Source organism: Pseudomonas sp. BT76 TE3572, from assembly GCF_050435365.1.
In the GTDB taxonomy this organism is placed as follows: domain Bacteria; phylum Pseudomonadota; class Gammaproteobacteria; order Pseudomonadales; family Pseudomonadaceae; genus Aquipseudomonas; species Aquipseudomonas fluorescens_W.
In genome coordinates this window covers 136,093-150,082 of record NZ_JBNDKE010000001.1, presented here as the reverse complement: position 1 = coordinate 150,082, position 13,990 = coordinate 136,093, and the positions used below count along the sequence as shown (strand labels likewise).

The window sequence follows — 13,990 nt, the reverse complement described above, 5'->3', positions numbered from 1 at the left end:
ACGCGTGCGGCTACAGTGGCGCACAAGACACTCACCGGGAACTTTCCGCCAAATGCAGCCCACCCCTGGATTGGTCGCGATTCTGGCCTACGACGGCCTCTGTACATTCGAGTTCGGCATCGCCGTGGAGATCTTCGGCCTGGCCCGTCCGGAGTTCGACTTCCCTTGGTACGAGCACCGGATCGCCGCCGTGGATCAAGGCCCGATGCGCGCCATGGGTGGCATTCAGGTGCTGGCCGATGGCGGCATGGAGCTGCTTGAGGACGCCCGCACCATCATCATTCCCGGCTGGCGTGATCGCAGCGCCCCGGTGCCTGAGGCATTGATCGCGGCCCTGCGCCAGGCCCATGCGCGGGGTGCGCGGCTGCTGTCGATCTGCTCGGGCGTGTTCGTACTCGCGGCCACCGGTTTGCTCGACGGTCGCGGCGCCACCACGCACTGGCGTTACACCGCTGAGTTGGCCGAGCGTTTTCCGAACATTCTGGTGGACCCGGACGTGCTCTATGTCGATTCAGGTCAGCTGATCACCTCGGCCGGCAGTGCTGCCGGCATCGATGCCTGCCTGCACTTGGTGGCGCGGGACTTCGGCACGCAAGTGGCCAACTCGGTGGCGCGGCGGCTGGTGATGTCGCCGCAACGCACCGGCGGTCAGGCGCAGTTCATTCCGACACCGGTCAGTCCTACGCCGCGTAGCGATTTGTCGCGCGTCATGCAGTGGGCACGCGAGCGTTTGCATGAACCGCTGGAGGTGCGCGAGTTGGCGAGCGAGGCGGCGATGAGTGAACGGACTTTCCTGCGCCGCTTCACTGAAGCTACCGGCATGCCGCCCAAGGCGTGGTTGCAGCATGAGCGTCTGGGCCGGGCTCGCGAGCTGCTTGAGAGCACGAGCCAAAACACCGACCAGATTGCCCAACACTGCGGTTATCGCTCGGTGGAGAGTTTTCGGGTGGCGTTTCGCAGCGTGGTCGGCGTGCCGCCGTCGGTATATCGAGAGCGGTTTGGGCGGGAGGTTAAAGCAATTTCTTGAGGTGTATTTGAAGGCCCCTTCGCGGGCAAGCCTCGCTCCTACAAGTACACCGCCATCCCTGTAGGAGCGAGGCTTGCCCGCGAAGGCGTCAGCCTCGACACTGCTTATCTCAAGGTTTACGCAACAGATACGTATCCATAATCCACCCATTCTCCAATCGAGCAGCCTTGCGCACTCGCTCGATCTCATCCGCCACATCCTTGAGCTTGCCGCTGATCAGGATTTCATCCGGCGTCCCCAGGTAGGCCCCCCAGTAAATATCTGTCTCCTGATCCGCCACCTGATGGTAGGAATCTTCCGCATCGAGCATCACCACCAGGCTGTCGGCATCGCTCACCTGCCCCGCCGCCAGCCGTCGACCCGTGGTGATTTCAATCGAGCGGCCAATGCGATTCAGCGGCACCTTATGCTGCGCCGCCAGCGCCTGGACACTGGTGATGCCGGGGATCACTTCAAATTCGAAGACGCACCGGCCCGAAGCCAGAATCGCCTGCAAGATCCGAATGGTGCTGTCGTACAACGCCGGATCGCCCCACACCAGAAAACCGGCGCACTGGTCATCCGTCATTTCCTCGCTGATCAACCGTTCGAAAGTCTGCTGCTTGGCCAGGTTCAGGTCTTCCACGCTGGCCTTGTAGTCCACATCACCGCGTTCGCGCTCCGGGCTGTGGGCTTCGACGAAGCGGTAGTCGCGATCGGTGATGTAGCGTTCGCAGATCTCGCGGCGCAGGTCGATCAGTTTGTCTTTGCTCTGGCCCTTGTCCATGAGGAAAAACACATCGACGAGGTTCAGTGCTTTCACGGCTTGCATCGTGATGTAGTCGGGGTTGCCGGCGCCGATGCCGATGACCAGAAGTTTTTTCATCAATGTGCTCCTTCAGGGTCAGTGCCCAGCAAGCGTAAGCGCCAGCGGCCGTTGAACCGCAGTTCGATGGCCGACAGCGGTTCAACGTCGATCAGGTTGAACGCTGCGCCTTGCAGCACTTGCGTCAGCGCGGCGCGAATGACAAACGGATGGGTGATGGCAACGATATGCCCCGGTGTGGCCTCCAGCGTTTTCAGCCAAGCGGCCACCCGCTCACCGAGTTGCACCACCGATTCGCCACCGTGGGGCGCCGAATTCGGGTCATCGAGCCAGATCTGCAGCGTTTCGGCTGCGGTTTTTTGCAGATCGTCGATCCGTACGCCTTTCCAGTGCCCGAAATCGCAATCCCTCAATGCCTCGACAATCTCCACGTCACTGCCGAACAGTTCGGCGGTTTGCCGGGTTCGCAGTTCAGGTCCACACATCAGTCGTGGCGTCCCTTTGAACTGAGCACGACGCGATCCCCTTGCAGATTGCCAATCCATCTCTATGGGCTCATTCGTAGGAAAACACGCCAATTTTTGTGCGACGGTTCGAGCGTGGCACATCAAGGTTAAACGGGTCGCCTGCACGAAGGATCACTCTGTCGATGGAAATTGAAACGGCGTCACGCCGAAAATAATGGCCCAATTGTGCCGCAAGAAGCGCGATCCAGGGCGTTTCGTTTGATCCGGCCATTCAGGTTCGAAAACTTGATACGCCTGAAAAAATCGTCGATGTCCGACACCACTATGGGCAATGGACTACAAGCCCAGTCGACTTCCATGTAGCCCAATGCCCACGGGGTTTTCGCCCTGTTTTGGGGCTTTAAAAAACCATGAAAAAATTCACTAGACATGTTGAGTCCGCTACATAAATACTGTTTTAGCAATTTATGAAATGAAACCGACATATCCATCCAGCAGGAGCCCGGATGCCTTCTCTCAGAGACCTGATCACCGATCCCGGCCTGGACCTTACGCCGTCGGAACGCAAAGTCATCCGTGCCTTGCTGGACCAGTACCCGCGTAACGGGCTGGGCCCGATGTCACGTTTGGCCGAACATGCCGGTGTCAGCGATCCCACCATCGTGCGACTGGTCAAAAAACTGGGTTTCAGCGGTTATGCCGATTTCCAGGATGCCCTGCTCAGCGACATGGACCACCGCCTCCGTTCTCCCAGCGCCCTGTTGCAACCTCGTGCTCATCTTCAGAAAGGCGACGCCTGGAGCCAATATCTGGCGCACAGCCATCGAGCGCTGGTGGACACCCATGCGCTGACCCAACCCGAAGATGTACGGATTCTGGTGGAATGGCTGCTCGACACCCGCCATCAGGTGCATTGCTTCGGCGGGCGCTTCAGCAGTTTCCTCGCCAGTTATTTGCTCAACCACCTGCGTCTGCTGCGTCCAGGCTGTTTAGCCCTGGAAGACAACGCGCAACTGCCCGACCGTTTGTTCGACGTGCAACGTCAGGACGTGGTGCTGGTGTTCGACTATCGCCGCTACCAGTCACAGGCCCTGCGCGTGGCCAATGCGGCGAAAAGTCGATATGCACGCGTGGTGTTGTTCACCGACATCTATGCTTCACCGTTGCGGGAAATGGCCGACCTGATTATCAGTGCGCCGGTGGATTCGGTGTCGGCCTTCGACTCCCTGGTTCCGGCGCTGGCCCAGGTCGAGGCGCTGATTGCCTGCCTGTCCCTGCGCAGTCCGGATCTGGCCGATCGACTGGAAGGCATCGACGCCCTGCGGACCGACTTCGATACCCACCTGCTGGAGGATAAATAAGGATGTTCACGCTCCCCCACCACTCGCCTCGGGATTTGCCATTCGTCACCGACCACACCGCGCTGTTGCTGGTGGACATGCAGCGCGCCTGGCTTGAACCGCAGTTCGACCCGCACCTCAACGGACCGGACGCCGAGTACTTCCTGACCCGCACCCACATGCAGGTGGTGCCCAATCAACGCCGGTTGCTCAGCGCCTTTCGCAGCGCCCGGCAAAACGTGCTGCACACGATCATCGAAAGCCTCACCGCCGATGGCCGCGACCGCTCGCTGGACCACAAACTCTCGGACATGCACTTGCCCAAGGGCAGCCCGCAAGCGCGGATCATCGACGACCTGACCCCGGCAGAAAACGAAATAGTACTGCCCAAAACCTCGTCCGGCGTCTTCAACTCCACCAATATCGACTACGTGCTGCGCAACCTCGGGACGCGGCACCTGATCATCGCCGGCATCGTCACTGACCAGTGCGTGGACATGGCCGTGCGTGACGCCGCGGACCGCGGTTATCTGGTGACGCTGGTGGAAGATGCCTGCGCGACTTACACGCCCGCGCGGCATCAGGCCTGCCTGAATGCAATCAAGGGTTACTGCTGGATCACCAATACCCAGACTGTGCTCGGCCGGTTGCAGGAGATGCAGCCATGAGCGAACGCCTGTTGCCACTGCCCATGACCACCCTCGTCACCACCGACCTGATCGGCGTGACACGCGGGCGCTCCTTTCCCACGGACGAACTCGAGCACTATCAAAGGACGGGTTGTGGCTGGGTGCCGGCCAACAGCGCGCTGACCCCGCAAGACATCATTGCCTATGCCAACCCGTGGGGTGCTTATGGCGATTTGCGGCTGATACCCGATCCGGCCAGCCGAGTGACGGTCAATAACGGCCCGGATGCCAACGCTCCGGCGCTGGATTTTATGCACAGTGACATTCGCGAAACCGATGGCCGCCCGTGGGGAGCCTGCCCGCGTACGGTGCTGCGCAACGAGGTAGAGCGTTATCGCGCCGAGTTGGGCTTGCAGGTCAATGCGGCGTTCGAGCATGAATTCAACTTGAACACCGGCGACGTTGAACACCTGGCGTTTTCGCTGCAAGCCCAGCGTCAGGGTGCCGAGTTTGGCGGTTGGCTGCTCAGCGCCCTGCGTGCCGGTGGTGTCGAGCCGGAAATGTTCCTGCCCGAGTACGGCAAGCATCAATACGAAATCACCTGTCGCCCGACCTTGGGGGTGGCCGCTGCCGACCGCGCGGTGAACGTGCGTGAAATCACCCGCGAGATCGCCCGGCAAATGGGCCTGGCGTTGAGCTTCGCGCCCAAGACCTCGGAGCATGCGGTGTGCAACGGCGTGCACCTGCACGTCAGCCTGCTGGACCTGGCTGGCCAACCGGTGATGTACGACGCCGGCACCACCAATGGCTTGTCGACCCTCGGTCAGCACTGGGCCGCCGGCATCCTGCATCACCTGCCCGCACTCTGTGCGTTTACCGCGCCGACGCCGGTTTCCTACGAACGTTTGCAGCCCCATCACTGGAGCGCGTCCTACGCGTGCCTCGGGCAACGCAACCGCGAAGCGGCGCTGCGAATCTGTCCGACGACAAGCCTGGGCGGCAAATCGGTGGCATCGCAATACAACCTGGAATTTCGCGCCATGGACGCCACGTCCTCACCGCACCTGGCCATGGCCGCGCTGCTGATTGCCGGTCGGCTGGGCATCGAGCAACGCCTGGCCTTGAACGCAATCACCGATGAAGTCCCCGACTCCCTGAACGAAGAGCAACGCCAGGCGCGCGGCATCGTCGCCTTGCCCGCGTCCCTTGCCCAGGCCCTGGACTGCCTGCGCAACAGCGAGGCACTGACCGAAGCCCTGCCGAGCGCGTTGCTGGACACCTACTTCGCCCTTAAAACCGAGGAACTGACGCTGACGGAACAGCTGTCGTCCGCCGAACGCTGTGAGCACTATGCGCGCCTGTACTGAATCGGCTGAGCTCGGTCTTTATACCGAACCCGCGTACACCCTGAGCCGGGAAGACTCCGGCCACCCGTTGATTCTGGTGTGCGAGCACGCCAGCCGTTTTATTCCAGCCGGGTTAAATGACCTGGGCCTGAGTCACGCGGCGGCCCGCGAGCACATCGCCTGGGACATCGGCGCCCTGGCGCTGGCCGAGGGCTTGTCCCGAGCATTGGGCGCCACCCTGTTGGCGGCCAATTATTCGCGACTGTTGGTCGACCTCAACCGACCGCGCCAAGCCCCGGACAGCATTCCGGCGCAGAGCGAGATTTATCAGGTGCCGGGCAACCGGGACCTGGACGAAGCCACCCGCGAGTACCGTCGGAAATCCCTGTTCGAGCCGTTTCACTCGCGTCTGAAAGACTTGATCGACGAACGCGTCGCCCAAGGGCGCCCGGTGCGGGTGGTGGGGATTCACAGCTTCACGCCGGTCTATCACGGCCAGCCACGCACGCTGGAAGTCGGCGTGTTGTTTGGCGAGGCCAGGGAGTATGCCCAGCGCTTGATCGATGGCTTGAGTCAGCACCCATTGAAGGTTGCCGGTAATGAGCCGTACAAAATCAACCCGCTGGGCGACATGACCGTGCCGGTCCACGGCGATGCTCGCGGCCTGGAATCGGTGTTGATCGAGGTGCGCAACGACCTGCTGCGTACGCCTGAAGACGTCAATCGCTTTACCAAATACCTGGCGCCGCTGTTGTAAAGGAATCGCTTCAAACTCGCGGCTTGCAGCTGCTGTCATCCCAAGGAGAAAGGCTTCATGGAAATAGAAGAACTCGGCTACAAGCAAGAGTTGAAACGCAGCCTGTCGCTGACCGACCTGGTGGTGTACGGGATGATCTTCATGATCCCCATCGCACCGTTTGGTGTGTATGGCTACGTCAACGCCGAGGCCCCAGGGCTGGTACCACTGGCCTACATCATCGGCATGGTGGCGATGCTCTTCACAGCCCTGAGTTACGGCAGCATGGCTCGGGCCTTTCCGATTGCCGGCTCGGTTTATTCCTACGCCCAACGCGGCCTGAACCAGCACGTAGGGTTTATCGCCGGTTGGCTGATGCTCCTCGATTACCTGCTGATTCCGCCGCTGCTGTATGTGTACGCGGCCATGGCCCTGAATCATTTGTACCCGGACATTCCGAAGGTCGGCTTCATCCTGGCGTTCCTGGTCAGCGCGACCTTCGTCAACTTGCGCGGCATCACCTTCACCGCGCGAATGAACATCGTCTTTCTGCTGGCGCAACTGGTGGTGCTGGGGATCTTCCTGTTTTACGCCTGGAACGCGCTGCACAGTGGCGGCGGTAACGGTCAGCTGACCCTGGCGCCGTTGTATAACCCCGAGACCTTTAATTTCGCCCTGCTGATGCAAGCGGTGTCGATTGCGGTGCTGTCGTTCCTCGGTTTCGATGCGATTTCCACCCTCGCCGAAGAGATCAAGGGTGACCCGGGCCGCAGCGTCGGCAAGGCCGCGTTGATCACGCTGGTGGTCATGGGCGTGATTTTCGTCGTGCAGACCTGGATTGCGACGGATCTGGCGGCCGGCATGGGTTTCAAATCGGCTGACACGGCTTTTTATGAAATCGCTGAACTCGCGGCCGGCAGCTGGCTCGCAACCCTGACCGCCGTGGCGACGGCGCTGGCCTGGGGTGTGGCGGTGGCAATCACCTCTCAAGCAGCGGTGTCTCGTCTGCTGTTCGGCATGGCCCGAGACGGCAAGCTGCCAAAGGTACTGGCCAAGGTTCATCCCAAACACAACACGCCGTACGTGAGCATCTACCTGGTGGCCGTGCTGTCGCTGGTGATCTGCTACCTGTTCATCAACTCGGTGGACACCCTCACCTCACTGGTGAACTTCGGCGCACTGAGCGGCTTCATGTTGCTGCACCTGACGGTCATCAACTACTACTGGCGTCGGCAGAAATCCGGCCAGGTAATCCGCCACCTGATCTGCCCGGTGATCGGCTTCATCATCGTCGCGGCCATCATGTACAACATGGGCGTCGATGCACAGAAACTCGGCCTGATCTGGATTGCCCTGGGCCTGGTCTACCTGTTTGTACTCAACAAACTGGGCACCCGTGCGGTATTGCCCGACCCAAGCAACGGCTGACAAGAAAAGAGCGGCGTCTGACAACCATTCGGGCGACCGCCGATGTAATGCGTGGAAACCGACAGTGATAGTCAGGTTCGGTACCAACCGCCGAACCCTTTGATACAGGAGTGCATCCATGCTGGTCTTACGCCCAGTCGAGTTAACCGACCTGCCCCAGTTGCAGCAACTGGCGCGCGACAGTCTGGTAGGCGTCACGTCTTTGCCGGACGACACCGAATGCCTGCGCGAAAAGATTCTCGACTCCTGCGCCTCATTTGAAAAAAACGTTGAGGGTCATGGCCCGGAGAACTACTTCTTCGTGCTGGAAGATCTGACCCGAGAGCGTTTGGTGGGCTGCTCGGAGATCCTTGCCACCGCTGGTTTCAGCGAGCCGTTCTACAGCCTGCGCAACCGGCATTTCACCAGCGCCTCGCGGGAGCTGAACATCGAGCACGGCGTGCCCGCGCTGTCGTTGTGCCACGACCTCAGCGGCCATACCTTGCTGCGGGGTTTTCATATTGACGCGGCGCTGGTGCGAACACGGTTCTCTGAACTGTTGTCCCGGGCGCGGCTATTGTTCATCGCCGCCCACTCGCAGCGCTTTTCCGAAGCCGTCATCACCGAGATCGTCGGCTTCAGCAGCGATGAAGGGCACTCGCCGTTCTGGGATGCGGTGGGCAAGCATTTCTTTGACCTGCCCTACGTCGAGGCCGAGCGACTTTGCGGCCTGGAAAGCCGAACCTTCCTCGCCGAACTGATGCCGCAATACCCGATCTACGTGCCGATGCTGCCCAAGGAGGCGCAAGACTGCATCGGCCGCATCCACCCCGATGGCCAGGAGGCCTTCGATATCCTCGAGCGCGAAGGTTTCGAGACCAACAGCTACATCGACCTGTTCGACGGCGGTCCGACGTTGTATGCGCGCACTCCCGGCATCCGCTCCATAGCCCAGAGCCAGACCGGCACGGCGAAACCGGGCTCGCCGATCGACGCCCGTGGCAGCTATCTGGTGAGCAACGATTCGCTGAAGGACTATCGCGCCATCGTCGCCGATCTGGATTACCAGACCGGGCAACCTGTGGGGTTGAGCGCCGAGATGTGCGCCGCCCTGAACGTGACCGAAGGCAGCCCGATCCGGCTGATCGCACTGTGAGCATTACCCCGCCCCGCGCCCAACGACAGCGCCCGAGCGGGCGTGCAGAAGGAGTTGCATCATGATTGTCCGCCCGGTTCAGGTCACCGACCTGCCCGCCCTGCTGAACCTGGTGCGCCAGGCCGGCCCCGGCTTCACCACCCTGCCGGCCAACGAGGAACGCCTGACCCACCGGGTGCGCTGGGCCCAACGAACCTTCGCCGAACAGGTCGAACGCGCCGATGCCGATTACCTCTTCGTGCTCGAAGACGACGATCAGCAACTGGTGGGCGTCAGTGCCCTGGTGGGCGCCGTGGGCCTGCGCGAGCCCTGGTACAACTACCGGGTCGGGCTCACGGTCAGTTCGTCACCGGACCTGGGTATCCGGCGACAGATTCCGACGTTGTTCCTGAACAATGAAATGACCGGCCAATCGGAGATTTGCTCGCTGTTTCTGCGACCCGATCAACGCCACGGCAGTAACGGTCGATTGCTGTCGTTGGGGCGGTTGTTGTTTGTGGCCGAGTTTCCGCACCTGTTCGGCGACAAACTTATCGCCGAACTGCGTGGCAGTGCCGACGAACATGGCTGTTCACCGTTCTGGGACAGCCTGGGCCGGCACTTCTTCAAGATGGATTTCAGCCACGCCGATCACTTGTCGGGGCTGGGCAGCAAGTCGTTCATCGCTGAACTGATGCCACGCCAACCGCTCTACACCTGCCTGCTCACCGAACAGGCCCAGGCCGTGATCGGCAAGGCGCACCCGAACACGGAACCGGCGTTGAAAATCCTCACCGCCGAAGGCTTTGCCCATAAGGGTTACATCGACATCTTCGACGCCGGCCCGGTGATCGAAGCCCCTGTCTCGAATATCCGCGCGGTGCGCGACAGCCAACCGCTGCTGCTGGCCATCGGCACGCCCGACGAGCAGGCCCCGGTGTGGCTGATCCACAACCGTCGCCTGGAAAACTGCCGCATCACCGCCGCCCAGGCCAGGCAAGTGGGCAACAGCCTGATCGTCGACCGCCTCACCGCCAAACGCCTGCAACTGCAGCCCGGCAACTCGGTACGCGCCGTGCCGCTGCTCAATCAACAACAGCAGTTGGTGGCGGCGTAACCGACGGTGGTCCGTCCGCCTCTGCAAATTCGTCATCATCCTTCCCCCGCTCGCGTGATAGCCTTTTGTTCCTTCGGCGTTGACACTTTTGCTCAAGCCCTTCCATTCCCATTGCAGTGGTGGAACTCATATGTCCAGGCTCTCTCATCAAGATTTACGCCGTAACTTTCGCGAGCTGTTCGCCTCCAACACCTGCTATCACACGGCGTCGGTCTTCGACCCGATGTCGGCCCGTATTGCCGCTGACCTGGGCTTTGAAGTGGGGATCCTGGGCGGTTCGGTCGCATCGTTGCAGGTACTGGGTGCGCCTGACTTCGCCCTGATCACCCTCAGCGAGTTTGCCGAGCAGGCCACTCGTATTGGCCGTGTTGCCCAACTGCCGGTCATCGCCGACGCAGACCACGGCTACGGCAACGCGCTCAACGTCATGCGCACCATCGTCGAACTCGAACGGGCCGGTGTGGCCGCCCTGACCATCGAAGATACGCTGCTGCCCGCCCAGTTCGGCCGCAAGTCCACCGACCTGATCGGCGTCGCCGAAGGTGTCGGCAAGATTCGTGCAGCACTGGAAGCCCGGGTCGACTCGGAGATGGCGATCATCGCCCGCACCAACGCAGGGATTCTGCCAGTGCAGGAAGTCATCAGCCGTACCTGTCATTACCAGCAGGCCGGTGCGGACGGGATTTGCATGGTGGGCGTGCGGGACTTCGACCACCTCGAACAAATCGCCGAGCACCTGAGCGTGCCGTTGATGCTGGTCACCTACGGCAACCCGTTGCTGCGCGACGACAAACGCCTGGCCGAGCTGGGTGTGCGGGTCACCATCGATGGTCATGGCGCCTATTTCGCGGCGATCAAGGCGACTTACGACAGCCTGCGGGAACAACGGCAGATCTTTACCCAGGCTTCGGACTTGAGCGCTACCGAGCTGACTCATACCTATACGCAGCCTGAGGAATACATCCGTTGGGCGGAAGAGTTTATGAGCGTCAAGGAGTAACTACAGCGAGAGTGTTTACCGGTGGCGACGGAGATCGTCGCGGAGGGTTGCCGCGAGACGCAACTATAGGGGTCGATGCCGAAACGCGGCAACAGGGCACGTCGTAGGAAACGTCTTGGAAAGTTGTGGGGCGGTTTTGACGGCTGTGTCTGGCTTGAGAAACACCCCTCACCCTAACCCTCCCGAAACGTCGGACCGCCCCAGAGGGTAGAGGGGACTGACCGAGTTGTTTTGGCTATTTGCTGCGACCTGAGAGGTTGAGTCGAACTTGGATTCGGCCAACAGCAAAGCAAAAATCGCATTCAACTCGGTCGTTCACGTCGCCGGATTCCTCAAGAAACCCACGGTCAGTCCCCTCGCCCCTTTGGGGAGAGGGTTAGGGTGAGGGGGCGATCGAACAGACCACCCCCCCTCAAAACCGCACGCAATTCAGTGAGCCTTAGCCAACTCCATAATCATCCGCGACAACAAATAAATCCGCGGCGCCACGCTTTCAACCTCCGCGTATTCCTCAGGCGTATGAATATTGCCGCCCACAATCCCGAACCCATCCAGCGTCGGCGTACCCACACCCGCTGACAGGCTGGCATCCGCCGCCCCACCACTTCCCTCTTCCGTCAACTTGCGGCCAATCTCGCCATAAATCCCCTGAGCCATGGCCATCAACCGATCCGATTCCGGTGTTTGCGGCATCGGCGGCAATCCGCGCTGCAGTGTGGTGGTGACGTCGGTGTCAGCAATCAGCTTGTCTTTCGAAACCCGCGCCAGGTCCTTCTCAATCCGGTCAAACTCTTCCGGCACCGCCACCCGTACGTCTGCCTTGGCGGTGGCTTGATCCGGAATCACGTTGGTGCGATCGCCGGCCTTGAGCACGGTGAAGTTGATGGTGGTTTTCTTCTCTGTGTCACCCAGTTTGCCGAGCTGCAAAATCTGGTGCGCCGCTTCCATGGCGGCGTTACGTCCCAGTTCCGGGGCGACACCGGCATGAGCCGCCTTGCCCTTGACCTCGACCACGGCGGTGGCACTGCCTTTGCGCCACACCACCAGGCCATCCGCCGGGCGACCGGGTTCGAGGTTGAGGGTGACGTCGTGGGCCTTGGCGGTTTTCTTGATCAGGTCGGTGGCGATGTCCGAGCCGGTTTCTTCGCTGGCGTCGAGCAGGAAGGTGATTTGCGCGTAGTCCTTGAAGTCGAGGTTTTTCAGGACTTTCAGCGCGTAGATCCCGGCAACGATGCCGCCCTTGTCGTCCATCACGCCCGGCCCGTAGGCGCGACCGTCCTTGATGTGGAACGGACGCTCGGCGGCTGAACCCTCCTTGAAGACGGTATCCATGTGCGCCATCAGCAGGATTTTTGCCTTGCCGGTGCCTTTCAGGGTCGCGATCACGTGGCTGCTTTTGTCCGGGGTATTGGGCACAAGCTCGATGGTCGCGCCGAGTTTTTTCAGTTCGTCGATGGCGATGTCGCTGACTTTCGTCAGGCCCGGTTCATAGCCGGAACCGGAGTCAATGTTCACCAAACGTTCCAGTAACTTCAGGGCCTCACCCTTGTACTGTTCGGAATCGGCGAGGACTTGTTTGTGCGGTTCGGCGGAAACTGCGGGAGCGAAAGCGCCGAGGGCGAGGGTCAGGCCAAGGCTGGTGGCCAGCAGGGAGCGAGGGAGTTTGAACGTCATGAATCGATCCTTGTTTCGTGTCGGGGGTGAAAAACACCCTACCTGACTACGACGCAAGGCTCTAGACCGAATGCGAGCGTGGGAACGATCACGTTTCACACCGAATCGAGTAATTCGTAATACGGTTCGCCATCGCCGCAACAGATGACGCGGTTGCGACCGGTGGCTTTGGCTTCGTAGAGCGCCTGATCGGCGTCGTTGAGCCACCGGGTTGCGTCGGTGTGTGCCGGGTTGAAGGCGGCCAGTCCGATGCTCAGGCTGACTGTCAGTGCCGGGTTCTGCTCGTAGCCCAAGGTAGCGAAACGATCACGCAAGGCATCCATGGCGACCGCAGCGCTCGTGAGCGGAAGGTCCGGAAGGATCACGCAAAACTCGTCGCCACCGTAACGCCCGGCAACATCCGCCGCACGCAGGTTCTGCTTGAGCATTTTGCTCAACTGGCGCAGCACGACGTCCCCGGCAACGTGGCCGTAGGTGTCGTTGATGGATTTGAAATGGTCGATGTCGATCAGCGCGATCGCCCCGCCCCGCTGCTGACGTTTGCAACGCTGGAATTCGACTTCCAGTTGATCCTTCCAGGCGCCGTGATTCAGCAGGCCGGTGAGGCTGTCGGTGCGGCTCAGGGCCAGCAATTCACGCTTTTGCCGGCCGAGGGTGTGGGCCTGGCGGAAGCAGATCCAGCCCAGTGCCAGCGGATACAAACACATCAAGGGCAAACAGGCATACATCTGCAGTTGGCTGGTTTGCGGGACGAAGGCGGGGGAGAAAATCAGCAGTCCGACGCCCATCCCGAGAATCTGTGCCACGGTGCCCGCCAACAGGAAACGTAAACCGCCAATGGCCACATTGTTCATCGCCATCATGGCCAGGGTCGTCGCGCCGGGCAGCGGATTGAAGTGCATGGCGGCGACCCAAAAGCCGCCGAGAAAGGCGTCCACCAGCAGGTTGCGGTGTTCGGCGTGATAAGGCACTTGCGCGCGGCGCGCCCATTGATAAGCCAGGTGCGGCCAGAGTACGGCGTTGAGCAGCATCGCCACCCAGACCCACGGTGCAGGGTTGAGTGGATACATCGCCGCGCTCACGAGCAACAGCCCCAAAGCCAGACCCAGGGTTCGCGATGTATAGAGCCTCCTGGCCAGTGAAAGTCCTTTTCCTCCCGTTTTTTCCATAGAGGCCTCTGCGCCACTGAACGGAACCTGAAAACACTAGGGTTTCAAGTGTGGTGAGAGTCTATCAGGGCAACGGCAAATAGCCATCACCGGCTGGCGGTCTGAATACCAAGGCATCGCCATGAGGCGAGTGCCCAA

The 13,990-nt window shown here is 60.9% G+C and carries 13 protein-coding genes; 9 read left to right on the top strand and 4 right to left on the bottom strand.

All coding sequences use genetic code 11. From position 1 onward, the window contains the following. Nucleotides 1-52: 52 nt before the first annotated feature. Nucleotides 53-1,027 carry a transcriptional regulator FtrA gene (gene ftrA, locus ABH912_RS00665; RefSeq protein WP_429509297.1) on the top strand — a complete coding sequence of 325 codons (975 nt, stop codon included), beginning with the start codon at nt 53-55 and terminating at the stop codon, nt 1,025-1,027. 109 nt (nt 1,028-1,136) lie between these two features. Here the strand turns inward: ftrA and cobF are convergent, their stop codons facing one another. Together cobF and ABH912_RS00655 are read right to left on the bottom strand one after the other, a co-directional pair. Next, nucleotides 1,137-1,892, bottom strand: a complete 756-nt coding sequence (cobF, locus tag ABH912_RS00660) for a precorrin-6A synthase (deacetylating) (RefSeq protein ID WP_429509296.1) — start codon at nt 1,890-1,892, stop codon at nt 1,137-1,139. After that, on the bottom strand, nt 1,892-2,464 hold the full coding sequence (locus ABH912_RS00655) for a histidine phosphatase family protein (protein ID WP_429509295.1): 573 nt from the start codon (nt 2,462-2,464) through the stop codon (nt 1,892-1,894). Before ABH912_RS00655 ends, cobF begins: the two co-directional genes overlap by 1 nt. Before the next feature lie 341 nt (nt 2,465-2,805). Between ABH912_RS00655 and ABH912_RS00650 the strand changes: the two genes are divergently transcribed. The 8 genes from ABH912_RS00650 (at nt 2,806) to ABH912_RS00615 (ending at nt 11,009) form a co-directional block, all read left to right on the top strand. Continuing rightward, nucleotides 2,806-3,660 carry a MurR/RpiR family transcriptional regulator gene (locus ABH912_RS00650; RefSeq protein ID WP_033053992.1) on the top strand — a complete coding sequence of 285 codons (855 nt, stop codon included), beginning with the start codon at nt 2,806-2,808 and terminating at the stop codon, nt 3,658-3,660. Between the two features lie 2 nt (nt 3,661-3,662). Beyond that, nucleotides 3,663-4,307 carry an isochorismatase family cysteine hydrolase gene (locus ABH912_RS00645; RefSeq protein ID WP_429509294.1) on the top strand — a complete coding sequence of 215 codons (645 nt, stop codon included), beginning with the start codon at nt 3,663-3,665 and terminating at the stop codon, nt 4,305-4,307. Further along, on the top strand, nt 4,304-5,635 hold the full coding sequence (locus ABH912_RS00640) for a glutamine synthetase family protein (RefSeq protein WP_429509293.1): 1,332 nt from the start codon (nt 4,304-4,306) through the stop codon (nt 5,633-5,635). Before ABH912_RS00645 ends, ABH912_RS00640 begins: the two co-directional genes overlap by 4 nt. Beyond that, complete coding sequence (locus ABH912_RS00635; RefSeq protein ID WP_429509292.1) at nt 5,619-6,371, top strand: N-formylglutamate amidohydrolase; 753 nt, start codon at nt 5,619-5,621, stop codon at nt 6,369-6,371. Before ABH912_RS00640 ends, ABH912_RS00635 begins: the two co-directional genes overlap by 17 nt. Before the next feature lie 57 nt (nt 6,372-6,428). Continuing rightward, nucleotides 6,429-7,778, top strand: a complete 1,350-nt coding sequence (locus ABH912_RS00630) for an APC family permease (protein WP_429509291.1) — start codon at nt 6,429-6,431, stop codon at nt 7,776-7,778. A gap of 118 nt (nt 7,779-7,896) precedes the next feature. After that, the gene (locus ABH912_RS00625) at nt 7,897-8,913 is read left to right on the top strand and encodes an arginine N-succinyltransferase (protein ID WP_429509290.1); all 1,017 of its coding nucleotides are present in this window, start codon (nt 7,897-7,899) and stop codon (nt 8,911-8,913) included. A 61-nt stretch (nt 8,914-8,974) separates the two neighbouring features. Beyond that, nucleotides 8,975-10,009 carry an arginine N-succinyltransferase gene (gene astA / locus ABH912_RS00620; RefSeq protein ID WP_429509289.1) on the top strand — a complete coding sequence of 345 codons (1,035 nt, stop codon included), beginning with the start codon at nt 8,975-8,977 and terminating at the stop codon, nt 10,007-10,009. Nucleotides 10,010-10,139: 130 nt separating this feature from the next. Continuing rightward, complete coding sequence (locus ABH912_RS00615) at nt 10,140-11,009, top strand: isocitrate lyase/PEP mutase family protein (protein WP_033053984.1); 870 nt, start codon at nt 10,140-10,142, stop codon at nt 11,007-11,009. Between the two features lie 429 nt (nt 11,010-11,438). Here the strand turns inward: ABH912_RS00615 and ABH912_RS00610 are convergent, their stop codons facing one another. Beyond that, nucleotides 11,439-12,683, bottom strand: coding sequence for a M20/M25/M40 family metallo-hydrolase (locus ABH912_RS00610; protein ID WP_429509288.1), 1,245 nt, complete (start codon nt 12,681-12,683; stop codon nt 11,439-11,441). A 95-nt stretch (nt 12,684-12,778) separates the two neighbouring features. Beyond that, on the bottom strand, nt 12,779-13,852 hold the full coding sequence (locus ABH912_RS00605) for a diguanylate cyclase (RefSeq protein ID WP_429509287.1): 1,074 nt from the start codon (nt 13,850-13,852) through the stop codon (nt 12,779-12,781). Nucleotides 13,853-13,990 lie beyond the last annotated feature (138 nt).